This window comes from Neisseria sp. P0021.S007, from assembly GCF_051956855.1.
On sequence record NZ_JBQCXA010000002.1, the window covers coordinates 41,118 to 64,943 of the forward strand.

Sequence of the window (23,826 nt, forward strand, 5' to 3'; positions counted from 1 at the left end):
GATAAGGTTGTGAACAATTTTAAAGGCCGTCTGAAATATTCAGACGGCCTTTATTTATCTTTATTTATTTCATAAAGTTATCTATCAAGTAGATTAAATCATTTCATTCTTCATTGTGGATAACCCTATAAAAAGGCCGTCTGAAATACTCAGACGGCCTTTTGTTTGCCCGGGCAAATTAAATATCGTATGTGGTTGAAGCGGTATCGCCGCCCTTGCCTGTCCAGTTGGTATGGAAAAACTCGCCGCGCGGTTTGTCGGTACGCTCGTAAGTGTGCGCGCCGAAGTAGTCGCGTTGGGCTTGCAGCAGGTTGGCGGGCAGACGCTCGGAAGTGTAGCCGTCAAGGAAGGTAATTGCGGAAGCCATGCAAGGCATCGGAATACCGCACTCAATCGCTTTGGCCACCACTTTACGCCATGCAGGCAGACAAATTTCCAATACGCCTTTGAAATAAGGATCGGAACCCAAGAAGACCAAATCAGGATTGGCCTCGTATGCGTCGCGGATGTTGCCCAAGAACGCGCTGCGGATAATGCAGCCTTCGCGCCACAAGAGGGCAGTATTGCCGTAATTCAATGCCCAATCGTTGTTTTCGCTGGCTTCGCGGATCAGCATAAAGCCTTGTGCATAAGAAATGATTTTGGATGCCAACAGGGCTTGGCGTAGGGCTTCGACCCATGCGGCTTTGTCGCCTTCAATCGGGGTAATGGTTTTGCCAAACAGGCTGTTTGCTTGGGTGCGTTGGTCTTTAAACGCGGACACGCAACGTGCAAATACGGCTTCGGAAATCAGGGTCAACGGGATACCCAAATCGAGGGCATTGATGCCGGTCCATTTACCTGTACCTTTTTGACCTGCGGTATCGAGGATTTTTTCGACCAAAGGTTCGCCGTTTTCATCTCTGTAACCCAAAATCGCGGCGGTAATTTCGACCAGATAAGAATCCAGTTCGGTTTTGTTCCACTCGTTGAAGATTTGGTGCATTTCGTCATAAGACAGGCCCAAACCGTCTTTCATGAATTGGTACGCTTCGCAAATCAACTGCATGTCGCCGTATTCGATGCCGTTGTGCACCATTTTGACGAAGTGGCCCGCACCGTCACGGCCGACCCAGTCGCAGCAAGGTTCGCCTTGAGGCGTTTTGGCGGAGATGGCTTGGAAAATCGGTTTGACGGCAGGCCATGCGGCTTCATCGCCGCCGGGCATGATAGAAGGACCGTGACGCGCGCCTTCTTCACCGCCGGATACACCGGCACCGATAAAGCGGATACCTTTTGCCGCCAGCTCGTGGGTGCGGCGGGTGGAATCGGGATAGTTGGCGTTGCCGCCGTCAATAATAATGTCGCCTTGGTCCAAAAGCGGGACAAGTTGCTCGATAAAGTCGTCCACAACAGAACCAGCGCGTACCATCATCATGATTTTGCGTGGTTTTTCTAATTTATTAACCAGATCTTGCAGTGAATATGCACCGATAATATTGGTATTTTTGGCTGCGCCGTTTAAAAAATCATCTACTTTGCTAGTCGTCCGGTTGTATGCGACAACTTTAAAGCCGTTGTCGTTCATGTTGAGAATCAGGTTTTGCCCCATTACGGCAAGGCCGATTACGCCAATGTCGCCTTTCATTTTGTGAAACTCCGTTATTGATTAATTTTATCTAGCGTAACTCTAGCTGATTTACACGTTTTTAACAATCCTTAACTTTTTAATTTTTTGAAAAGATGCCTTTACGTTTCAGACGGCCTTTGCCTTTAGGAAAATAAACTATAATTTAGATTTTAAATAATAAATAGAAGATGATATTGAGTGCTGCTACAGATTGTTGATAACTTTGATTACAAAAAATTTTCAAATACTTAGCTAATATTTTTTGATGAGGATAAAGTAAGGTCGGCCTTGTTTGCAGATGTGGATAAAATTTTCCTGCCGCTCCATTCTGTGGGTAACTTTTTGCCTGTGCACAATCTTAGCTTGTTTTATACTTCTCCAATTGGAACTGATTGACTAGAGAAATAGTCAAATGGTTTTTTATTTCAAGCTATTTTCATATTTCCTTTTATTTAAGCTGGGAAAAGGCCGTCTGAAAATATGTCAATAAGGGTGTGCATATGAAGTTTTCCTTTAGTATTAAACTGTTATCCGTTTTGATTTTGGCCGCTTGTGCGCAACAGCCGGTTCAAAAGCCCCAAGTTTCCCTGCCCTCTGTATCTGTGGACAACCATGCGCCGGAGCAAGGAACAGGTCTGACGGAGCAGAAATTAATCCGCGCCAAACATTATATGGCGGCGTCTGCCAATCCGCTGGCAACTGAAGCCGGTTATGAAATTTTGAAGCGCGACGGCAGTGCGATAGATGCGATGATTGCCATGCAGACAACTTTGGGACTGGTTGAGCCGCAGTCTTCCGGATTGGGCGGCGGTGCGTTTTTGGTGTATTGGGACAATAAGGCGAAAAAGCTGACGACGTTTGATGCCCGTGAAACGGCGCCGAAAGCGGCAACGCCGGGGCTTTTCTTGGACGAAAACGGCAAACCGATGGGCTTTATGAAAGCAGTGGTCGGCGGCCGTTCGGTCGGTGTGCCGGGGATTCCAAAGCTGCTCGAAGATGTCCACAAGCGTTACGGCAAATTACCGTGGGCAAGTTTGTTTGAGAAACCGATTACTTTGGCGGAACAAGGTTTTGCTGTTTCTCCGCGTATGGCGAAATCCATCGAGCAAAATTTGGAACCCTTGCAACGTTATCCGCAAACCGCCGCTTACTTCCTGCCTGACGGCAAACCTTTGGCTGCGGGAACGGTGTTGAAAAACCCTGAATTTGCGCGTTCCGTACGTCTATTGGCGGAAAAAGGCAGTGCGCCGTTTTATCAGGGAATGCAGGCGCAGAATATTGTTCGTGCCGTTACCAGTGCTGTGGATAATCCTGGCAAAATCAGCATGGCGGATTTGAAAAACTATCAAGTTATCGAGCGTAAGCCGGTTTGTGCGCCGTATCGTGAATATGAAGTTTGCGGCATGGGCGCGCCAAGTTCCGGCGCAATCGCTTTGGGGCAGATTTTGGGCGTATTGCAGAATCAGGATATGAAAGCGTTGGGATCGGAAAATATCCACAGTTGGCGCTGGATAGGCGATGCGTCGCGGATTGCTTTTGCCGACCGTGATTATTATGTCGGCGATCCCAAGTTTGTAAACGTTCCGACCCGTGCCATGATTTCTCAAGCTTATTTGAAACCGCGTGCCGAAGAAATCCGCAAGGCTGACAAGGCATTGGAAACTATTCAGGCAGGCAAGTTTGGCAAAGCATACGCGCAGGGCATGGCGGTCGAGCTGCCGTCCACCAGCCATTTGGTGGTTGTGGATAAAGACGGTAACGTTGTATCGATGACGACTTCGATTGAAAACGCGTTCGGTTCGGGGCTGATGGCAAACGGTTATCTGCTCAACAACGAATTAACCGATTTTGCCTTCAATCCTGTCGGAGAGGATGGTAAAACGGTGGCAAATAGCGTTGCTGGTGGAAAACGTCCGCGTTCTTCGATGGCGCCGACCATTGTGATGAAAGACGGAAAACCTTATATGGCAGTCGGTTCGCCGGGTGGCAGCCGCATCATCGGTTTCGTTGCCAAAACGCTGGTGGCGCATATCGACTGGGGCATGGACATTCAGGCGGCAATCTCTCTGCCGAATATGCTTAATCGCGGCAGCCAGTATGAGATCGAGGATAAAACCGCTGCGGCGGATAAAGCAGCTGCGTTGGAAAAATTGGGCTATAAAGTTCAAATCCGCGATTTGAATTCCGGCGTGCAAGGCATTGTGATCGGCAAAGAAGGTTTACTCGGCGGCGCCGACCCGCGCCGTGAAGGCAAAGTCATGGGCGATTGATTTTGTCGGTTGACATGAAAAAGGCCGTCTGAACAGCTTCGTTTCAGACGGCCTTTTTAGTTTGGGAAAATATATGGATAAGATGTGTATAAGAATAACATTAAATTTTAATATTTCTATTTTTCAATAAGATAAAAGGGATGAATATGTGGATAATTACTTGTGGAAAACAACATGATTTAGGCCGTCTGAAAGGTTCAGACGGTCTTTTCATTGGACTGCTTTATCTATTTTCTATCAGGCTGCCGGCAGCTCGTGAAAAGCGCTGGGCAAGTCTTCGTCATTGGCAAACTCAACCCATTCGTAAGCGCTTTCATCTGCCAAAACGGCACGCAACAGTGCATTATTGATGGCATGACCTGATTTGTAACCTTCAAATGCGCCGATAATCGGATGGCCGACAATGTACAAATCGCCAATTGCATCCAGGATTTTGTGGCGGACAAATTCATTGGGATAGCGCAAACCTTCCGGATTCAAAACGTCCATGTCGTCAATCACGATGGCGTTGTTCAAATTGCCGCCCAGTCCGAGATTATGGGCGCGCATCATTTCCACTTCGTGCATAAAGCCGAAGGTACGGGCGCGGGCAATCTCATTGATATAGGATTTTCCTGCAAAATCAATCTCGAAAGTAGGTGCGCTGCGGTTGAATACGGGATGGTCAAATTCGATGGTTAAAGTAACTTTAAAACCGTCATAAGGCGTAAAGCGTACCCATTTTCCGGTTTCTTTGATTTCAACAGGTTTGAGGATTCTCAAAAAACGTTTTTGGGCTTTTTGATCCACCACGCCTGCATCTTGTAAAAGGTAAATAAACGGCAGGCTGGAGCCGTCCATAATCGGAATTTCAGGCGCGTTCAATTCAATCAAGGCATTGTCAATGCCGTAGGCAGACAATGCCGACATAATGTGTTCAATCGTGCCGATGCGTACGCCTTTATCGGTAACGATGGTTGAAGAGAGGCGGGTATCGTTGATCAAATAAGGATTCAATTTGATTACTTCGCCCATTTCCCCACTTAAATCAGTACGGCGGAACGAAATACCGCTGTTTTCTTCGGCAGGATGCAAAGTCAGAGCGACCCTTTCGCCCGAATGCAGGCCGACGCCGGTAACGCTTACTGATTTGGCTAAAGTCCGTTGCAACATAATTGCTTCCTTTTAAAAAGTCTGATGGGCAAATGATACGTTAAAAAGGAAAAAACAAGCCATCATTTTTAATAGTATTTGCCAATATGGATGTTTTGCGGGTGTGAATTTCAAAATTTTAATTATCCACAATAGCATGTGAAATTGAAGTGGGTAATTTGGGTTTTATCCACAGAAAAATAGAAGAACTAAGATTCTATCCTTTTTTATTCCGGCATTCAGTTGGGGTTGGCTTCAAAGATAAAAATGAATTATCAAATTATTTTTAAAGAAAGTTATCCTGTTATCCACAGATAGTTTGGTTCTTCATCAAAATCATCATTTTAAGAATTAAAATATTATAATTTGAAGAAAACACTGAATTATCAACACAAAAATGGCAAAATAAGGAGGAAATAGAACTAAGTTTATGATTTCCATAAACTTATGAAACTTTTAAGATTGGAAAATGGTTTTTATGAAATAAAATATCAAAATTCAGGACTGATTCGATTTACCTGATATTTTCCTACAAACAAGAATTTCATGTTTTCTTTATTTAAATCAAACAACTTAAAAGTAATTATCTTTAATCCTAGAAAGTAATTTTATTTCAGGATACAATGGCCTTACTGAAAAATTTTTCCCATTCCATCTAATTAGGAGTAGCAAAATGAGTATTAAAGTAGCGATTAATGGTTTTGGCCGTATCGGTCGTCTGGCATTACGTCAAATTGAAAAAGCCCAAGGTATCGAAGTCGTTGCTGTTAACGACTTGACTCCTGCCGATATGCTGCTGCACCTCTTTAAATACGACAGTACTCAAGGCCGCTTTGAAGGCTCTGCCGAATTGAAAGATGATGCGATTGTTGTGAACGGCAAAGAAATCAAAGTATTTGCCAATCCTAATCCTGAAGAATTGCCTTGGGGCGAGCTGGGTGTGGACGTTGTCCTCGAATGTACTGGTTTCTTTACCAATAAAACCAAAGCGGAAGCCCATATCCGTGCCGGTGCGCGCAAAGTTGTAATTTCGGCTCCTGGCGGCAATGATGTGAAAACTGTCGTATACGGCGTAAACCAAGATATTTTGGATGGCAGCGAAACCGTCATCTCCGCCGCTTCTTGTACGACTAACTGTCTGGCCCCTATGGCTGCGGTATTGCAAAAAGAATTCGGTATTGTTGAAGGCCTGATGACCACTATCCACGCTTATACCGGCGACCAAAACACCCTTGACGCGCCACACCGCAAAGGCGACTTCCGCCGCGCCCGTGCCGCTGCCTTGAATATCGTACCGAACAGCACCGGTGCCGCTAAAGCCATCGGCTTGGTTATCCCTGAATTGAACGGCAAACTTGATGGTTCTGCCCAACGCGTTCCTGTAGCCACCGGCTCTTTGACTGAACTGGTTTCTGTTCTCGAACGCCCTGTTACCAAAGAAGAAATCAATGCAGCCATGAAAGCTGCCGCCAACGATGCTTTAGGCTACACTGAAGATCAAATCGTATCTTCCGACGTTATCGGTATTGAATACGGCTCACTCTTCGATGCCACTCAAACCCGTGTGATGACAGTTGGCGACAAACAATTGGTGAAAACCGTTGCTTGGTACGACAATGAAATGTCTTACACTTGCCAATTGGTTCGTACCTTGGAATTTTTTGCCAGCAAAATCTAAAGGATAACAGGCTGAATCAATCAGTCTGTGGATAATTAAAAGGCCGTCTGAATATTTCAGACGGCCTTTTGTTTGTAGATAGATTCAATTTGCAATCAGATTGTGGATAGTTTAATCACAGTGGCACATTTGTTTTCTATCCTAAACTGTACTTCATAATCCGCAATATTCATTACATAAATCCGTTCAGGAATATCTTGATAGGCAGGACGAGGATCTTGGGCGATGCTTTGCTCAATGAGATGTTTTTCTTCTGTGGATAAATGTTCTGCAAGCGTACTTTCTGCCCAGACAACGTTCAATTCTTCAGGTTTGCCGCTGACAAAGCCTGATGATGCGTCAGGTTTGGATTCGATAAACGGGATGTAGGGTTTGATATCCACTACCGGAGTACCGTCTAATAGGTCTGCGCCGCTGCAATAGATGCGGACAGGTTTGCCTGTTTCGATGCGTTTGAGTTTCAGCAGGGATAAACCGAGATGATTGGGGCGGTGCGGGCTGCGCGTGGCAAATACGCCCATTTTTTGTTTGCCTCCAAGCCGTGGCGGACGCACCATTTGCGCCCAACCTTCATCCAATACGCCGTGGAAAATAAAACTTATCCACACATAGTCAAAATCTTCCAAGCCCCGAACGCTGTCTGCGGTAAATTCAGGAGTGAGTTCAATGCAAATTTCTGCTGCAGGAACCAAACCGGGTTGGCGGGCAATGCCGAATTTTTGTTTGTAGGGGGAATGAACGGTTGCAATAGGCGTAATAGAATAGGACATAATTTGTGGATAAATATTCTGTGCAAACTGTCATCATATCACAGATGTTTTCCCACATTTTGTAGTAGTAATTTGTTATAATACAAAGCATTTATTCCAAATGTCCGTATATGGGCAATAAATGAATAATTTAAATTATTTAAAATAAAATCAATAGGTTATATTAATACATGATTGTTTCTATCGATGTAGATGCACAAAAAACGTTTACGCCTTTGTGTCCGAAAGAATTGCCCGTTGCCGAAGGTCACCTGATTGCGGATGAACTCAATGCCCAAGCTGCATTGGCGGATTTACGCGTAATGACGAAAGATGCGCATCATGCCGCGGCAAAATGGCTTGTGGATAATCCTGTTGATATGTTGAAACCGACGGGTTTACCCGATGCGGATTTGACTTGGGTATCGCATGCGATGGTTGGAACATATGGCTATGATTTGTTGGATGGCCTGCCTTCAGCCAAAGAATACGATTATTGCGTTTGGAAAGGCGTCGATCCTGAGTTACATCCTTACGGCGCATGTTTTCACGATATTGAAGAAAAGCTCAGTACAGGTTTGATCGAATGGTTGCGCTGTCAAAATGCAGATACAGTCATTGTCGGCGGTTTGGCAACGGATTATTGTGTGAAAACGACAGTTTTACAGTTGCTTAAAGGCGGGGCTTGGAAAGTCATCGTCAATCAGGCTGCTTGTCGCGGCATTGCTCCGGAAACGGTTGAATCAGCATGGCAGGAAATGTATTCTGCCGGGGCTATTATTTTAGAAAACGCCAAAGAAATAAAAAAATACATTAATAATCAATAAATTATATTTAAAATTCTGTTGTTTCACGTGAAACATTTTCCAAAATATGAAGATTTTACTTGTCCGCTTGTCCAGTATGGGCGATTTAATTCATACGTTGCCCGCAGTTGAAGATTTGGCGCGACAATGTCCTGAGGTAGAGCTCCATTGGCTGTGTGAGGCAGGGTTTGCAGATATTGCCCGCTTACATCCTTTTGTCAAAAAGGTTCATGTAATGAAATGGCGGCAGTGGCGCAAACACCTTTTTCAGGCTGAAACATGGCGTGAAATAGGCCGTCTGAAAACGGATTTACAGGCTGAATCTTTTGATTTTGTTTTAGATAGTCAAGGACTGATTAAAAGCGCATGCTTTGCCAAAATGGCGAAATCCCCTATTTACGGTTTGGATAAACACAGCGCGCGTGAAAGTTTGGCTGCCTTTGCATACAGTAAAACATTTGCCGTACCGAAAGGTAAAAATGCGGTCTGGCGAAACCGTGAATTATTCGCCCAAGCATTTGGTTATACAATGCCTGAAACGCAGGTATTTGGTTTGTTGGTTCCTGAATCAGGCCGTCTGAAAAATTTGCAATCCCCCTATTACGTTGCTTTGCATGCAACCAGTCGCGACAGTAAATTATGGCCGGTAGAACACTGGTATGCATTATTGAAAAAGTTGAATGAAGAACAACAATGCAATGTGTATCTGCCATGGGGAAATGAAACCGAAAAAATGCGTGCCGAACAGATTGCAAGCGATTTACCGTTTGCTTCGGTTTGCGACAAAATGAATTTATTACAGGCTGCATTTTTATTGAAAAACGCAGAGGGTATTATTGGCGTAGATACCGGATTGTTGCATCTTGCCAATGCGTTGGAAAAGCCTGTTGTAGGAATTTATACAGATACAGATCCGGCCAAGACCGGCGTTCAAGTTTCGGCTTATGCAAAAAATTTAGGTGGTATTGCTCAAATTCCCAATGTTGACGAGGTTTATCAAACCTTGATGGATTGTATTGCAGCGTACGGTAAATAATTGCTGGAGGGGGTGGATTTATTTTCTGAGTAAATGCTTTAGAAATGATATAATTCCGCTCTATTTGCCAAGATTTATACAAATTTGGTTTTATCATGTTGGTGAAAGATCGAATTGGATTTTATATAAAGAATGTATCAAAAGCAGTATGCTTGATTTGATGGACATTCTTTTTAGGAGAATTGAATGAAAGCACTGGTCGCAGTAAAGCGCGTAGTGGACTACAACGTCAAAGTTCGTGTGAAAGCCGATGGTTCCGATGTGGATATCGGTAATGTTAAAATGTCGATGAACCCGTTTGATGAAATCGCAGTAGAAGAAGCTGTCCGTCTGAAAGAAGCCGGAAAAGTAAGCGAGATTGTTGCTGTTTCTCTTGGCGAGAAAAAATGTGAAGAGACGTTGCGTACTGCTTTGGCGATGGGTGCCGACCGTGCGGTTCACGTTGAGACTGATGCGAAGTTGGAGCCTTTGGCTGTTGCTAAATTGCTGAAAGCTGTTGCGGATAAAGAAAATCCGCAAATTTTACTGTTGGGCAAACAGGCAATTGACGATGACGCCAACCAAGTTGCCCAAATGCTGGCTGCGTTGTTGAATGCGGCTCAAGGTACTTTTGCATCAAAAGTGCAAATTGAAGGCGAAGAAGCATTGGTAACCCGTGAAATTGACGGCGGCGAAGAGACTGTTGCATTGAAGCTGCCTGCGGTCATCAGTGCAGATTTGCGTTTGAACGAACCACGTTTTGTCAAACTTCCTAATATCATGGCGGCAAAGAAAAAGCCTTTGGAAAAATTAAGTCCTGCCGATTTGGCTGTGGATATTTCTCCACGTTTGAATACCGTGAAATTTGCCGAACCTAAAGCACGTCAAGCCGGTGTAAAAGTGGCTGATGTTGCCGAATTGGTTGAAAAGCTGAAAAACGAAGCCAAAGTGATCTAAGGAGTATGAAATGAGCGTATTGATTATTGCGGAACATAATAACCAACATTTGAATCCTGCCACTTTGCATGCGGTAACGGCTGCTACTAAATTTGGTAATGTAGATTTATTGGTTGCCGGCAGTAATGCTGCTGCGGTGGTTGAAGAGGCAAAACAGGTTGCAGGCGTAGTGAAAGTTTTGGTAGCCGATGCGCCCTATTACGCTGAAGGTTTGGCAGAAGAATTAGCGCCTTTGGTTGTTAAACTGGCTGCGGATTACCGCTATGTGGCTGCGACTGCAACTGCGTTTGGTAAAAATCTGTTGCCCCGGGTTGCTGCCCTGTTGGATGTACCACAAGTTTCCGATTTAACCGAAGTTGTGGATAACTCGACATTTGTCCGTCCGATTTATGCCGGTAATGCATTTGAAACCGTTCAATCCAATTCTGAAAAACTGGTGCTGACTTTCCGTGCAACCGCATTTGATGCTGCCGGACAAGGCGGTAATGCAGAAGTGGTCAATGTTGAGGCAACGCCTGCTCAAAACCTGAGCCGTTTCGTAAACCGTCAACTTTCCCAGTCTGACCGCCCTGAATTGACTCAGGCAAAAGTGATTGTTTCCGGTGGCCGTGCATTGGGTAGTGCGGAAAAATTCAATGAAGTATTGACTCCTTTGGCTGATGTTTTGGGTGCGGCGATTGGGGCATCCCGTGCAGCAGTGGATGCCGAGTATGCGCCAAACGATGCCCAAGTCGGACAAACCGGTAAAGTGGTTGCGCCGCAACTGTACTTTGCTATCGGTATTTCCGGTGCTATCCAACACGTTGCCGGTATGCAGGACAGTAAAGTAATTGTTGCCATCAACAAAGATGCTGACGCTCCGATTTTCAATGTGGCAGATTACGGCTTGGTTGGTGATTTGTTTGAAGTTGTACCTCAACTGACTGAAGCACTGAAAAACTAATGTTTCACGTGAAACGTTCAGACGGCCTTTTATAACAAAGGCCGTCTGAAAATATTTTGGCATGATTACGACCTATAAAACCATTACCACACCGACACAGGCTGAATTTAAAGATAAAGGTAGTCGCTTCATTGCATACGCCTATCCGATTCGCACTTTGGCCGATGTAAAGAAGTATCTAGACCCATTAAAGGAAGAACATCACAAGGCACGACATTGGTGCTATGCCTATCGATTGGGTGTGGATGGAATGCAGTTTCGCGCAAACGATGATGGAGAACCGTCCGGAAGTGCAGGCCGCCCTATTCTGGGACAGATTGATTCTGTCGGCGTAACGGATGTGTTAGTTGTGGTTGTGCGCTATTTTGGCGGTACGCTATTGGGTGTTCCCGGTTTGATTCATGCTTATAAGGAATCAACGGCTCAGGCACTGGCAATAGCTGAAGTTGTTGAAAAGAATGTCGAAAAGATAGTTTGGTTGAAGTGTGAATATCCTGTTTTGAATGAGGCTATACGGATTGCCAAACAATATCAGGCCGATATTGTGGAACAGGATTTGCAACTGGATTGTAAGTTGACAGTGAAAATAGCGTTGGCCGATTATGAAGCTTGTATTGCTGCTTGGAAAAATACGCGCCAAATTGAAATAGATACTGAAAAGCCGTTTGAATAAAAGGTCGTCTGAACATATTTGAGAAATCAAAAGTTTCAGACGGCCTTTGAAGTTTTAGCCTTGGTATCTGTCTAAAGCATTTACACTTGAGCGCAGGTGTTCCCAAGCCAGTTGATGAAATTCCCCCAGTGCGTTCCATAGGGCATCTTCGCTCATAATGCTGTATTCGCCCTGTGTACGCAAATCAACATCTGCCCCTTCTTCAATGGCTTGATGGCATGCTTGGTATTCGTTGGTATAGAATTCATCCATGTCCTGCATAAGGCTTGCAGCATGTTTCCAGCGGGCGATATCTGCTTCCAGTTGCGGCAGTAATTCGCACCATTCGCGGTATTTGCTTTGAATTTCGTCAATACGTTTTTGCATGATTTTCCTTTCGTTGTTTGAAATTAGAGTATGGTTGTCTTGGTGCAATATTATTCTTAATTTGAAACAGCTATGCAAGATGGAACAATATTCCATCGATTGAATTTTATTTACAACATCTATTCTTCAAGGAGACGGTATGAAATTGCTCGTTATTGGTAATGGTGGACGTGAACACGCACTGGCTTGGAAATTGGCGCAGTCGTCTAAGGTAAAAACTGTCTTTGTTGCACCTGGTAATGCCGGAACGGCAATTGAGCCTAAACTACAGAATATAGCGTTGACAGCACATCAAGATTTGATTGATTTTTGCCGTAATGAAAATATTGCCTTTACCGTAGTCGGCCCTGAAGCGCCTTTGGCTGCCGGTGTGGTGAATGATTTCCGTGCTGCCGGGTTGAAGATTTTTGGCCCGACTCAATACGCGGCCCAGCTGGAGAGCTCAAAAGATTTTGCTAAAGCATTTATGGCAAAATATAAGATTCCAACCGCGCAATACCAAACCTTTGAAAATGCCGATGCGGCACATGATTACGTCAACCAAAAAGGTGCGCCAATTGTTATTAAGGCGGATGGCTTGGCTGCCGGTAAAGGCGTGATTGTCGCCATGACTTTGGATGAAGCCCATGCCGCTATCGACGATATGTTGTTGGGCAATAAAATGGGCAATGCAGGCGCGCGCGTCGTGATTGAAGATTTCCTGCAAGGCGAGGAAGCGAGCTTTATCGTTATGGTGGACGGCAATCATGTTTTACCGATGGCAACCAGCCAAGACCATAAACGCCTGCTGGATGACGACAAAGGCCCTAATACCGGCGGTATGGGCGCATACAGCCCTGCTCCGGTGGTAACGCCTGATGTGTACGAGCGCACGATGAATGAAATTATTTTGCCGACTGTGGCAGGTATGAAAGCAGAAGGTCATGAGTTTACCGGCTTTTTATACGCGGGCTTGATGATTAATAAAACCGGTGCGCCTTATACCATCGAATTCAACTGCCGTTTCGGCGACCCTGAAACCCAGCCGATTATGAGCCGTTTGGATAGCGATTTGGTGGATTTGGTTGAAGCGGCAATCGACGGCAAACTGGATAGTGTTGCTGCCGAATGGAACCCGCAGACTGCAGTAGGTGTGGTGTTGGCCGCACAAAACTATCCTGGCTCTCCGAAAAAAGGCGATGTGATCTTCGGCTTGGATAAGGCCAATCAAACTGGTAAAGTTTTCCATGCCGGTACTGCAACGAATGAAAAAGGCGAAGTGGTAACTAACGGCGGCCGTGTGTTGTGTGTAGTCGGTTTGGGCGATGATGTTGCACAAGCTAAGAGCAAGGCTTATGAGGCATTGGAAACCATCCGTTTTGACGGTATGCAATACCGTAAAGATATTGCCGATAAAGCCATCAACCATTAATAATGAATAGAAATAGGCCGTCTGAACACAGATTGTCCGACAATCGCAGTTTCAGACGACCTTGGTATATGATGATGTTCCCCAGAATTTTATCGGCTGCAGCCCAACGCAAGCTGCAGGCGCATCTTAAAAAAGGCGGTTTGGTCGCCTATCCTACCGAGTCTTGCTATGGCTTGGGCTGTGTCCCTACTTTGCTCAAAGCACTCAACCAATTGATTCATCTGAAAAAACGACCTCAACACAAAGGTATGATTGTCATTGGCCATAGCTTGGAACAGTTGCAACCTTTGCTGCAAAGGCCGTCTGAAAATATCCAAACCATGCTGCATGAAGCATGGCCGGCTCCGAAAACTTTTTTATTGCCGGCCGGCAAAAAAGTATTGCCTTCGTTACGAGGAAAAGGACGCAGTAAATTGGCTGTCAGGGTTCCAGCGCACGCAGGTGCAAGGCGTTTGTGTCAGGTTTTGGAAATGCCTTTAGTCTCTACTTCATGCAATCGTGCAGGAAAACGGGCGTGCAAAACAGAAAGAGAAGTCAGAAGACAGTTTGGCAGGAAAGTTTGGATTGTAGGCGGATTGATAGGTAAGCAGAAAACGCCCAGCCAGATTATTGACGGAGAAACAGGGGCAAGGCTGCGTTAAAGATGGGCTGTATCATCAAAGGAAAGGTGTTTATTTGGAGAAGAAAATTTTTTCCAAAAGATTGGAATACCTGTGTGAAAAGCATTTAGCGCAGATCCAGTTTGATGCATGGTAGTCTGTAAATACAGCTCGATTAAGTAGATAGTAAGTCAGTAAATAGAGTAAAAAGCAGTATTTTGTGAAATGCCCTTGCAAAGAATGAAGCAAATTTTGAGCGTGAATGAATCGCTGTAATAAATTATTTTTGAATAAACAAATTTTGTGGATAAATTTGAAGATAAATTTCCATCAAAACATAAAAAGGCCGTCTGAAACTTGATATTTAAAGCATTCAGACGGCCTTTTAAATATTTAAAGTGTGGATAACTTTGTGAATAAGTGTGGATTAAAGCTTATGTCCGCACACTGTTTCGTATTGTTTTTCAGTAATCGTGCCGCTCATGACGCTCATTGGGCGGATGCTGGTCGGAGTATAGCTTTGGTTGGAAATTACCCGGCCGTGTTCGTCCATCAGTTGCAGCGCTGCCAGGCGATAGGTTTTGTTTGAGCAATGAATTTCCCAGCTGCCGATGGCTGTTTTATAGGCCGGCGTGTTGACGAAACGTTCCTCTTTCAGTTTGGAAACGGTTTTTTTATCGCGGAAAGTAACCAGTGCGCCATTTCTTTTAATGCTGCTTCTATCAATAGCCACTTTGATATTGCCTTCAGAGATGGTGCCGATGTTGGTCCAGCTGCCGCCGCCGCTCGATGTGGTGGTTGTTTCACAGGCACTCAACATCAAAGCCGCAAATACGGTTGCAGCTAGGGAAAAACGTTTGATATTCATAAAACCTCATTATTTACAGAAAGTCAGCCGATATTATCCGTGAAGATGGCATATATCGTAAATCGATTTTGCAAAGTTGAACCTCTGAAAAGAATTTTATGAAAAATACGCTGAAAAGGCCGTCTGAAACCTGTCTTTCAGACGGCCTTGGAGTGTAAAATCATGTATAATTGCAAACAATTTGGTTTTCATCCCATAGGAAGATCCGACATGATTAACCCTATCGCTGCACTTTCCCCATTAGATGGCCGCTACGCCAAATCCGTTGAAGCATTGCGTCCGATTTTCTCCGAATACGGCCTGATGCGTGCGCGTGTCAAAGTTGAATTAAACTGGCTCAAAGTCCTTGCCGCCGAACCTAAGATTGTAGAAGTTCCTGCTTTCAGCGATTTTACGCTTGCCGAAATCGACAAAGTGATCGAAAACTTCTCGCTTGAAGATGCTGCCGCCGTCAAAGCTATTGAGGCGACCACCAATCATGATGTCAAAGCCATCGAATATTGGCTTAAAGAACGCTTCTCCGGCGTGCCTGAAGTGGCTGCTGCCAGCGAGTTCATCCACTTTGCCTGCACCAGCGAAGACATCAATAACCTGTCCCACGCTTTAATGCTGCAAGAAGCGCGTGAGACTGTTTTGCTGCCGAAACTGGCCGAAATCATCAAAAAACTGACCGGCATGGCGCATGAGTTGGCTGCCGTCCCTATGATGAGCCGCACGCATGGCCAGCCTGCGACACCAAGCACATTGGGTAAAGAAATCGCCAATGTCGTGTACCGCCTGCAACGCCAGTTCAAAAACCTGCAAGCGCAAGAGTTCCTCGGCAAAATCAACGGCGCAGTCGGCAACTACAATGCCCATATGGTCGCTTATCCCGATGTGGATTGGGAAACCCATTGCCGCAACTTCGTTGAAATCAGCCTCGGCCTGACCTTCAACCCCTACACCATTCAAATCGAGCCGCATGACTATATGGCGGAATTCTTCCAAGCCATCAGCCGTGTCAACACGATTCTGATCGACTTCAACCGCGATGTTTGGGGCTATATTTCTTTGGGTTACTTCAAACAAAAAGTTAAAGCAGGCGAAGTCGGTTCTTCCACCATGCCGCACAAAGTCAATCCGATTGACTTTGAAAACTCCGAAGGCAACCTCGGTATGGCCAATGCCGTATTGGGCTTTTTGTCTGAAAAACTGCCGATTTCCCGTTGGCAGCGCGACCTGACCGACAGCACCGTATTGCGCAATATGGGCGTAGGCGTGGGCTATACCATATTGGGCTTTGCCTCCCATCTGCGCGGTCTGAACAAGCTTGAGCCGAATCCTGCCGCCCTTGCTGCCGATTTGGACGCTACTTGGGAGCTGCTGGCCGAGCCGATTCAAACCGTAATGCGTCGTTACGGCGTAGCCAATCCTTACGAGAAGCTGAAAGACCTGACACGCGGTAAAGACGGCATTACGCCTGAAGTGTTGAAACTCTTTATCGAATCGTTGGAAATTCCGGCAGAAGCCAAAGCCAAATTGCTTGAGCTGACCCCTGCGTTGTATGTGGGTAAGGCCGAAGAGTTGGCAAAACGAATTTGATTTATAAAAAAGCCATTTGAATCTTCAAATGGCTTTTTTTGAATTAAATATATAGTATGAAAATAATGAAGAAAGTTTTAGATGTTTAAATATTTTCCAAGTAAGGAAAATTTGATTATATGGTTACCAATCGGCTTGTTAGTCAGTATATTACATTTTCATGGAAAAATTCCTTTTAAAAATATATTTGATACTTTTATGGGTTTGACTCCAATATATGTATTATTGGCATATCTTCATTTTCTTAGGTTTCTACAATTATGTAATTTTCCGTATCTTGTTTCTATTCAAATAGAGGCAAGAATTATTGATGTTTTAAATAGTATTGTCTCTTTTCTAATTGGATTTTCGATATGTACAAGTTTTTTTATACCCTTTTGGAAAGAAAGTTCTAAAGGATATCTCTTTCTTTTATGTTTTAATATTGCGGTTCTAGTGTTTACGATGCTTCCTATATGCTTGCATTTATGGAAAGAAATTAGAGATAAAAAAATTAAATATATTTTGATATCAGTAATGTATTTAATACTTTCTGTTGCATCATTTTATGACATGACCAAATAAATTATAAATTTAAGGCCGTCTGAAATCTTTTTCAGACGGCCTTTTTCGATTCAATCCGTTATTTCACTTTGTCTTTCAATGCACCGTAGCCGGCTGCGTCCATTTCTTCCAAAGGAATGAATTTCAAACTTGCGCCGTTGATGCAATAGCGCAGGCCGCCTTTGTCTTTCGGGCCGTCGGGGAAGACGTGTCCCAAGTGTGAGTCGGCGGCGTGGCTGCGCACTTCGGTGCGGCGCATGTTATAGCTGAAATCGTCGTGTTCGGTAACGGCGGAGGCATTAATTGGATGGGTAAAACTCGGCCAGCCGCAGCCGGAATCAAATTTGTCGGCAGAGCTGAACAGGGGTTCGCCGCTGACGACGTCCACATAAATGCCGGGTTTGAACAGATGGTCGTATTCGTGGCTGAAGGCGTATTCGGTCGCGCTTTTTTGGGTAACTTGGTATTGCTCTTCGGTCAGGAGGCGTTTGAGTTCGGCAGCGCTGGGTTTTTTATACGTTGCCGCGTCAAAGCCTTTGCCTTGCGGAGCGGCTTTGGTTTTGCCCGGCAGCGGTTCGTCGGCTTTGCGGATATCGATGTGGCAGTAGCCGTTGGGGTTTTTAATCAGATAGTCCTGATGGTATTCCTCGGCGTCGTAGAAGTTTTTCAGCGGCTCGTTTTCGACGACGAGGGGAAGTTTGTATTTTTGCTGCTCGCGTTTGAGTGCGGCGGCGATGACGGCTTTTTCGGCGGGGTCGGTGTAGTACACGCCACTGCGGTATTGCGTGCCGGTGTCGTTGCCTTGTTTGTTGAGGCTGGTCGGGTCAACGACGCGGAAATAGTATTGCAGGATGTCGTCTAGGCTGAGTTTGTCGGCATCGTAGGTGACTTTGACGGTCTCGGCATGGCCCGTATCGCGGTAGGACACGTCTTCGTAGCTTGGGTTTTCCGTTTTGCCGTTGGCGTAGCCGGATACGGCGTCAATCACGCCGTCTATGCGTTGGAAATAGGCTTCCAAGCCCCAAAAGCAGCCACCGGCGAGGTAGATGGTGCGCGTATTCATGATTGCTGAATCCTTTTTCTGTGTGTCGGGTTTGTAAAATGTGTTTTTCAGACGGCCTATATCGGCATTCGGGTCGCGGATTAAAGCCAATGCCTGCGCTTCGTTGATACTGCCCTTGACGATGCGCTGCACGCCGCCGTCTTTGCCGATTAATGCCCATGAAGGGTAAACACTGATATTCAGGCTTTGGGCGATGGAGCCGCCGTTGTCGGTCACAACGGGCAGCTTAGGATAGTTTAAACCGGCATACCATTTTTGGAAGTCGCCGTCTTTTTTCTCGTGCAGAAAACCGGGCGAGGCAACGGTAATCAGGTTGGCAGAACCGAATTTTGCATCTTGCGCCCATTTTTCGGTTTGTCCCAATTCGGACAAACATAAAGGACACCAACTTGCCCAAAATTTAATCAGGGTGGGTTTGTCTTTTTTCAGGAAAACACTGGCAGGGCGGTTGTCAGGGGTTTTCAATGAGGACAATGCCTGCGGTACGGTTGCGGCTTCGGTATCCATTATTTTGGATGAGCAAGCGCCAAGCGCAAGCAGGCAGCCGAACTTGGTGCAAAGTGAAAATAATGTGCGGGGATTCATCTCTATGTTTCCTGTGTGGATGGTTTGTCTCGTTAGACGTTGGAAATGCCAAAACCTGACAACTTGATTTTCAGACGACCTTGCCACGTAAAATACGCTACAATACTCCCTATTTCAAGTTTCTAAAATTAAAAGGAAAATTTAATGTTCAGCTTCTTCCGTCGCAAGAAAAAACAGGAAACTCCGGCTCCCGAGGAGGCTCAAGTTCAGGAAACCGCAGCAAAAGTAGAATCTGAAGTTACTCAAGTAGTTGAAAATATTAAAGAAAATGCCGAATCTTTAGCAGAAAGCATCAAAGGGCATGTTGAATCAGTTGTCGAATCGGCTGTTGAAACTGTCAGCGAAACTGTCGAGCAGGTTCGGGAAGCTTTGACCGAAACGCCGTCTGAAACAGTCGAAAAAGTAGAAGAACACCTTGAAGCGGCAAAAGAAGCAGCCGTTGAAACCGTCAGCGAGACTGTTGAACAGGTAAAGGAAACCGTTGCCGAGATGCCGTCTGAAGTGGCCGAGGCTACTGAAGAAGCAGCGGAACAGGCTGAGGCGGCAAAAGAAGCAGCCGTTGAAACCGTCAGCGAGGCTGTTGAACAGGTTCAAGAAACCGTTGCCGAGATGCCGTCTGAAGTAGCTGAGGCTGCTGAAGAAGCAGCAGGACAGGCCGAAGCAGTCAAAGAAGAAGCTGTTGAAGCAGTTAGCGAGACTGTCGAGCAAGCTCAAGAAGCCGTTACGGAAACACCGGCTGAAGCCCCTGCTCCGGTAGAAGAACCCAAGCTCAGTTGGGCTGCGCGTTTGAAACAAGGCTTGACCAAATCACGCGATAAAATGGCGAAATCGCTGGCCGGCGTATTCGGCGGCGGACAAATTGACGAGGATTTGTACGAAGAGCTGGAAACCGTGCTGATTACCAGCGATATGGGCATGGAAGCCACCGAATACTTGATGAAAGACGTGCGCGACCGTGTCAGCCTCAAAGGCCTCAAAGACGGCAACGAATTGCGCGGCGCGCTGAAAGATGCGCTGTACGACTTGATTAAGCCTTTGGAAAAACCTTTGGTCTTGCCGGAAACCAAGGAGCCTTTCGTGATTATGCTTGCCGGTATCAACGGCGCAGGTAAAACCACATCTATCGGCAAATTGGCCAAATACTTCCAAGCGCAGGGCAAATCTGTATTGCTGGCGGCAGGCGATACTTTCCGTGCCGCCGCGCGTGAGCAGCTTCAAGCTTGGGGCGAGCGCAATAATGTGACTGTGATTTCGCAAACTACGGGCGATTCCGCAGCAGTTTGCTTCGATGCCGTCCAAGCTGCGAAAGCGCGCGGGATTGACATCGTGCTGGCCGACACCGCCGGACGCCTGCCAACGCAGCTTCATTTGATGGAAGAAATCAAAAAAGTGAAACGCGTGCTGCAAAAAGCCATGCCTGATGCGCCACATGAAATCATCGTTGTTTTGGATGCGAACATCGGTCAAAACGCCGTCAACCAAGTAAAAGCCTTTGACGAAGCTCTGGGTCTGACCGGCCTTATCGTGACCAAGCTCGACGGTACGGCCAAAGGCGGCATCCTTGCCGCCCTTGCCTCAGACCGCCCAGTTCCTGTCCGCTACATCGGCGTAGGCGAAGGCATCGACGATTTGCGTCCGTTTAATGCCAAAGCGTTCGTAGATGCCCTATTGGATTAAACAGACAGGTTGAGGTTTGTAAACGCAGTTTGCGGGGGATTTCTGAGCCGTATTTTGAAAGGCTTCGCATTCGGTTGGTACAAAAGCCAAACAGGCTGTTAAAAAGGCCGTCTGAAACCTAAAATCAGGTTTCAGACGGCCTTTATTTATTTACGGGTTTAGTTTTTCCGTGCGGTAACAAACTTTGCCAGTTGGCGCAGGCGCAGGGCTTTGTCGCCGAATGGCTCGATCAGGGCAACGGCTTCTGCAATCAGCGTTTCTGCGTAAGTGCGCGCGGCCTGCAGGCCCATCAGTTTGACGTAGGTCGGTTTGTCGTTGTCCGAGTCTTTGCCGGCGGTTTTGCCCAAGGTGGCGGTATCGGCTTCGCAGTCCAATACATCGTCGATCACTTGGAAAGCCAAACCTAATTTGGCGGCGTAGCGGTCTAAGGTTTGGATTTGAGCCGGTGTTAAGTCTGGGCAGGAAAGTGCGCCTAAGGCCACGGCCGCGCGGATGAGTGCGCCGGTTTTGAGGCTGTGCATCTGTTCCAATTCGGCCTGATTCATGGCTTTGCCGACATTGGCAAGGTCGATAGCTTGTCCGCCCGCCATGCCGAGGCTGCCGGATGCCTGGGCCAGCGTGGACAACATGGCAAGCTGACGTTCGGCAGGCAGGCCTGTCGGACGGCTCAGTACATCAAAGGCTTGGGTTTGCAACGCATCGCCGACCAAAAGGGCGGTTGCTTCATCGTATTGCACATGGCAGGTCGGTTTGCCGCGGCGCAGACTGTCGTTGTCCATCGCCGGCATATCGTCGTGAACCAACGAATAGACGTGTACCATTTCGATGGCCGCCATCGCCTGCTCGACGGCATTTTGGTTTGCTTCGCCCAATTCGGACGCGGCAAGCACCAAGAGTGGACGCAGCCGTTTGCCGCCGCCGAGGGTAACGTAACGCATGGCTTCGTGCAGCGTGTGCGGAACTTGGCTTTCAGACGGCAAGAAATGCGCCAGCAGCAATTCGGTTTGCGCTTGGGCTTTTTGTTGCCATGTTTTGAGTTCATTCGCCGGGTTCAAGGTTCAACTCCTTCAGTTCGCCGGCATCCAAGACTTGCAGTTTCTGCTCGACTTCCGCCAATTTGGTTTGGCAGTATCTGACCAATTCGTTGCCTTCCTGATAGGCAGCCAGGGCGTCTTCCAGCGGCATTTCGCTGCTTTGCATGGCCTGGGTCAGGGTTTCGAGGCGGGATAAGGCTTCTTCAAAGGATTGGGGGGCGTTTTTTTTCATGGTTTGAAATGATGGGCAGAAAGGGGGAATTGTAGCATTTTTAGATGATGAAGGCCGTCTGAACAGGGATGAAAACGAAATCAAAGATTTCTGTTTCTTTGTTCAGACGGCCTTTTTTCAAACGAAATAACGTTATCAACCCGGTAAAACGGCTTTTTGATAGTTGAGCGCGATAAACTGCTTCTCGGCATCCAATTCAGTGATTTTGAACAATGCCTGCGATTTGGGCAGCGCGTCAAACGGAATACCGGTCGCGCGCGTTACCAGCGGCAGGCCTTCAATGCGGACGAGGTCTTCTTTGAGGATGGTGGCCGTCAGCTCGCTCGTGCCTTGCTGCTGCAGATAGACGAGGCTCCAGTAGGCTTCCATTTGGCGTTGGAAGTCGGCGTAGGCTGTATAGGCGGCATCAAAGTCGCGCAGCGCGGCGAAAAGCTCGGCATCGCTGTTTTGATACAGTGGCTCGGCAGAGTCGTCGATCAGGCTGATCAGCTGCTTTTGGTTGATGTAGTCGGCGGCGCGGCGCAGAGGCGAGGTAAACCAGCCGTAATGCTGCACGCCCATGCCGATGTGCGGCTCGGATTTGGTGCTCATGCGCACTTTGCCTGCCGGTTGGACGCGGAAAAGGCCGGGCAGCTCGTTTTCATCCAGCATTTGTGCCCAAGTGCTGTTGGCAAGAATCATCATCTCGCTGACCAGCGTATCAATGGGCGAACCGCGTTCGCGGCGGACAACGGATACGTTGCCTTCCTCATCCAATTCGATGCTGTAATCGTATTGCGGCGCACGGTCGGGCTCGTATTTGCCGCGCGCTTTTTGTAAGGCGATGGCAAATTGATAGAACCAAATCAGGTCTTGATGGTGGGCAAACATCATTTCGCCTGCTTCGTCCAAGCCAGTTTCGGCGTTGAAATGCGGCTCGATGGTTTGAATGCGCAGGTTTTCGGCGATGTTGACCGCTTCGATTTTGCAGGTCGGCTCGCCGACGTTGAACTCGCTATCTACATCGAAATAAATGCTGATGGAAGGGCGGTATGCGCCTGCATCAAGGCTGAACGCGGCAATCCAGTTTTCGGGCAACATAGTGATTTTGCCGCCGGGGAAATAAACCGTGCTTAAGCGTTCCATGATGTTTTTTTCCATTTTGTCGCCTTGTTTAATGGCAAGCGACGGCGCAGCGATGTGGATACCGACGTGTTTCATGCCATTGCCCAAGTCGGTCAGGCTCAAGGCGTCATCGACTTCGGTGGTCGATTCGTCATCAATGGAAAAGGCGGTAACGTCAGCCTTAGGCAAGTCAGGCATTTCAGGAAGCGGAAGGTCGGGGAAGCCTGTTCCTTTTGGGAAATATTTGATTTCAAACCCGTCTTGCAGGTATTGGGGAATGGACGTAATACCGCCCGTTTTTTTCGCCAGTTCGTAGGCCGAGGTTTTCAATGCATCGGCGGCTTTGGTAAAGGCTTTGTAGGTCAGTGACTGCTTGTCGGGCGCGTGTAAGATGGTTTTCAAATCCGCCGCGATTTCAGACGGCATCTCGCCGCGTTTCAAGGCTTCCGCCCAAGCGTCGATTTGCGCGTCTTGCTGTTTTTTGCGTTCGATGGCGGCAAGCGCTTGTTTCAAAGTTTCTTCAGGCGCGGCTTTGAACACGCCTTTGGCTTTTTTGTAGAAATACATCGGCGCGGCGTACAGCGCAATCAAAGTTGCCGCCAGCTCGGTTTTGGTCGGCGCGTGGCCGTAATATTCTTCGGCGATGGCTTCGGCGGTAAACTCCTCTTCGCCGCATACTTCCCACAATAAATCGGTGTCGATGTCCGCTGCCTGTGCCTGCGCGTTCTCCAAAAATGCCGCCATATCGCCGTCAAACTCGGCAAAGACATTGTTTGCCTTCACTTTGGTGCGTTTGCCGTGTTGGGTATCGACTTGGTAGGTGGCGTCGTTTTTTTGGACGATGGTGGCGACTTTGAATTGGCCGGACTCTTCGTAAAAGATATTCATTTTTTTAGGATTTTATGATTTGTAGGAAACGCGTGATTTTAGCA

At 46.8% G+C, this 23,826-nt stretch carries 20 protein-coding genes; 11 read left to right on the forward strand and 9 right to left on the reverse strand.

Going from position 1 to position 23,826, the window contains the following annotated elements:
* Nucleotides 1-178: 178 nt before the first annotated feature.
* On the reverse strand, nucleotides 179-1,627 hold the full coding sequence (gene gnd, locus ACTHUR_RS03235; RefSeq protein WP_004519195.1) for a decarboxylating NADP(+)-dependent phosphogluconate dehydrogenase: 1,449 nt from the start codon (nucleotides 1,625-1,627) through the stop codon (nucleotides 179-181).
* A gap of 482 nt (nucleotides 1,628-2,109) precedes the next feature.
* Between gnd and ggt the strand changes: the two genes are divergently transcribed.
* Nucleotides 2,110-3,879 (forward strand): gamma-glutamyltransferase, encoded by a 1,770-nt coding sequence (gene ggt / locus ACTHUR_RS03240; protein WP_049335672.1) that lies wholly within the window; start codon nucleotides 2,110-2,112, stop codon nucleotides 3,877-3,879.
* A 237-nt stretch (nucleotides 3,880-4,116) separates the two neighbouring features.
* Here ggt and lpxC read toward each other — a convergent pair whose 3' ends face one another.
* On the reverse strand, nucleotides 4,117-5,031 hold the full coding sequence (gene lpxC, locus ACTHUR_RS03245) for a UDP-3-O-acyl-N-acetylglucosamine deacetylase (RefSeq protein WP_049335675.1): 915 nt from the start codon (nucleotides 5,029-5,031) through the stop codon (nucleotides 4,117-4,119).
* 652 nt (nucleotides 5,032-5,683) lie between these two features.
* On the opposite strand from lpxC, the gene gap reads away from it, so the two are divergent.
* Nucleotides 5,684-6,688: a type I glyceraldehyde-3-phosphate dehydrogenase gene (gene gap, locus ACTHUR_RS03250; protein WP_049335677.1), complete on the forward strand. Its 1,005-nt coding sequence runs from the start codon at nucleotides 5,684-5,686 to the stop codon at nucleotides 6,686-6,688.
* A 95-nt stretch (nucleotides 6,689-6,783) separates the two neighbouring features.
* Here the strand turns inward: gap and tsaA are convergent, their stop codons facing one another.
* The gene (gene tsaA, locus ACTHUR_RS03255) at nucleotides 6,784-7,458 is read right to left on the reverse strand and encodes a tRNA (N6-threonylcarbamoyladenosine(37)-N6)-methyltransferase TrmO (protein WP_049335679.1); all 675 of its coding nucleotides are present in this window, start codon (nucleotides 7,456-7,458) and stop codon (nucleotides 6,784-6,786) included.
* Nucleotides 7,459-7,628: 170 nt separating this feature from the next.
* Between tsaA and ACTHUR_RS03260 the strand changes: the two genes are divergently transcribed.
* The 5 genes from ACTHUR_RS03260 to ACTHUR_RS03280 all read left to right on the forward strand — a co-directional run bounded on the left by ACTHUR_RS03260 (nucleotide 7,629) and on the right by ACTHUR_RS03280 (nucleotide 11,831).
* On the forward strand, nucleotides 7,629-8,264 hold the full coding sequence (locus ACTHUR_RS03260; protein ID WP_049335681.1) for a nicotinamidase: 636 nt from the start codon (nucleotides 7,629-7,631) through the stop codon (nucleotides 8,262-8,264).
* A 46-nt stretch (nucleotides 8,265-8,310) separates the two neighbouring features.
* The gene (waaC, locus tag ACTHUR_RS03265; RefSeq protein ID WP_049335684.1) at nucleotides 8,311-9,279 is read left to right on the forward strand and encodes a lipopolysaccharide heptosyltransferase I; all 969 of its coding nucleotides are present in this window, start codon (nucleotides 8,311-8,313) and stop codon (nucleotides 9,277-9,279) included.
* A 186-nt stretch (nucleotides 9,280-9,465) separates the two neighbouring features.
* Nucleotides 9,466-10,215, forward strand: a complete 750-nt coding sequence (locus ACTHUR_RS03270; RefSeq protein ID WP_003686610.1) for an electron transfer flavoprotein subunit beta/FixA family protein — start codon at nucleotides 9,466-9,468, stop codon at nucleotides 10,213-10,215.
* A 10-nt stretch (nucleotides 10,216-10,225) separates the two neighbouring features.
* Nucleotides 10,226-11,158, forward strand: coding sequence for an electron transfer flavoprotein subunit alpha/FixB family protein (locus ACTHUR_RS03275; protein WP_049335686.1), 933 nt, complete (start codon nucleotides 10,226-10,228; stop codon nucleotides 11,156-11,158).
* Nucleotides 11,159-11,219: 61 nt separating this feature from the next.
* The gene (locus tag ACTHUR_RS03280; protein WP_440361243.1) at nucleotides 11,220-11,831 is read left to right on the forward strand and encodes an IMPACT family protein; all 612 of its coding nucleotides are present in this window, start codon (nucleotides 11,220-11,222) and stop codon (nucleotides 11,829-11,831) included.
* A 54-nt stretch (nucleotides 11,832-11,885) separates the two neighbouring features.
* On the opposite strand, the gene ACTHUR_RS03285 is transcribed toward ACTHUR_RS03280, so the two are convergent.
* The gene (locus ACTHUR_RS03285) at nucleotides 11,886-12,197 is read right to left on the reverse strand and encodes a DUF4298 domain-containing protein (protein ID WP_049349195.1); all 312 of its coding nucleotides are present in this window, start codon (nucleotides 12,195-12,197) and stop codon (nucleotides 11,886-11,888) included.
* A gap of 139 nt (nucleotides 12,198-12,336) precedes the next feature.
* Here ACTHUR_RS03285 and purD point away from each other — a divergent pair, with 139 nt between their 5' ends.
* The gene (gene purD / locus ACTHUR_RS03290) at nucleotides 12,337-13,608 is read left to right on the forward strand and encodes a phosphoribosylamine--glycine ligase (protein ID WP_440361244.1); all 1,272 of its coding nucleotides are present in this window, start codon (nucleotides 12,337-12,339) and stop codon (nucleotides 13,606-13,608) included.
* Nucleotides 13,609-13,679: 71 nt separating this feature from the next.
* Nucleotides 13,680-14,249 carry an L-threonylcarbamoyladenylate synthase gene (locus tag ACTHUR_RS03295; RefSeq protein WP_440361265.1) on the forward strand — a complete coding sequence of 190 codons (570 nt, stop codon included), beginning with the start codon at nucleotides 13,680-13,682 and terminating at the stop codon, nucleotides 14,247-14,249.
* A gap of 385 nt (nucleotides 14,250-14,634) precedes the next feature.
* Here ACTHUR_RS03295 and ACTHUR_RS03300 read toward each other — a convergent pair whose 3' ends face one another.
* On the reverse strand, nucleotides 14,635-15,075 hold the full coding sequence (locus tag ACTHUR_RS03300) for a surface-adhesin E family protein (protein ID WP_004519182.1): 441 nt from the start codon (nucleotides 15,073-15,075) through the stop codon (nucleotides 14,635-14,637).
* 210 nt (nucleotides 15,076-15,285) lie between these two features.
* Between ACTHUR_RS03300 and purB the strand changes: the two genes are divergently transcribed.
* Complete coding sequence (gene purB, locus ACTHUR_RS03305; protein WP_150540555.1) at nucleotides 15,286-16,656, forward strand: adenylosuccinate lyase; 1,371 nt, start codon at nucleotides 15,286-15,288, stop codon at nucleotides 16,654-16,656.
* Nucleotides 16,657-17,278: 622 nt separating this feature from the next.
* On the opposite strand, the gene msrAB is transcribed toward purB, so the two are convergent.
* Nucleotides 17,279-18,847, reverse strand: a complete 1,569-nt coding sequence (gene msrAB / locus ACTHUR_RS03310) for a bifunctional peptide-methionine (S)-S-oxide reductase MsrA/peptide-methionine (R)-S-oxide reductase MsrB (protein WP_150540556.1) — start codon at nucleotides 18,845-18,847, stop codon at nucleotides 17,279-17,281.
* A 144-nt stretch (nucleotides 18,848-18,991) separates the two neighbouring features.
* Between msrAB and ftsY the strand changes: the two genes are divergently transcribed.
* Nucleotides 18,992-20,524 carry a signal recognition particle-docking protein FtsY gene (gene ftsY, locus ACTHUR_RS03315; protein WP_191620588.1) on the forward strand — a complete coding sequence of 511 codons (1,533 nt, stop codon included), beginning with the start codon at nucleotides 18,992-18,994 and terminating at the stop codon, nucleotides 20,522-20,524.
* Between the two features lie 158 nt (nucleotides 20,525-20,682).
* On the opposite strand, the gene ACTHUR_RS03320 is transcribed toward ftsY, so the two are convergent.
* The 3 genes from ACTHUR_RS03320 to ACTHUR_RS03330 all read right to left on the reverse strand — a co-directional run bounded on the left by ACTHUR_RS03320 (nucleotide 20,683) and on the right by ACTHUR_RS03330 (nucleotide 23,782).
* Nucleotides 20,683-21,579 (reverse strand): polyprenyl synthetase family protein, encoded by an 897-nt coding sequence (locus ACTHUR_RS03320; protein ID WP_004519176.1) that lies wholly within the window; start codon nucleotides 21,577-21,579, stop codon nucleotides 20,683-20,685.
* A complete protein-coding gene (locus ACTHUR_RS03325) occupies nucleotides 21,563-21,790 on the reverse strand; it encodes an exodeoxyribonuclease VII small subunit (protein WP_003681131.1) in 228 nt (75 codons plus the stop codon). Before ACTHUR_RS03325 ends, ACTHUR_RS03320 begins: the two co-directional genes overlap by 17 nt.
* A 135-nt stretch (nucleotides 21,791-21,925) precedes the next feature.
* The gene (locus ACTHUR_RS03330) at nucleotides 21,926-23,782 is read right to left on the reverse strand and encodes a ribonuclease catalytic domain-containing protein (protein WP_440361245.1); all 1,857 of its coding nucleotides are present in this window, start codon (nucleotides 23,780-23,782) and stop codon (nucleotides 21,926-21,928) included.
* Nucleotides 23,783-23,826 lie beyond the last annotated feature (44 nt).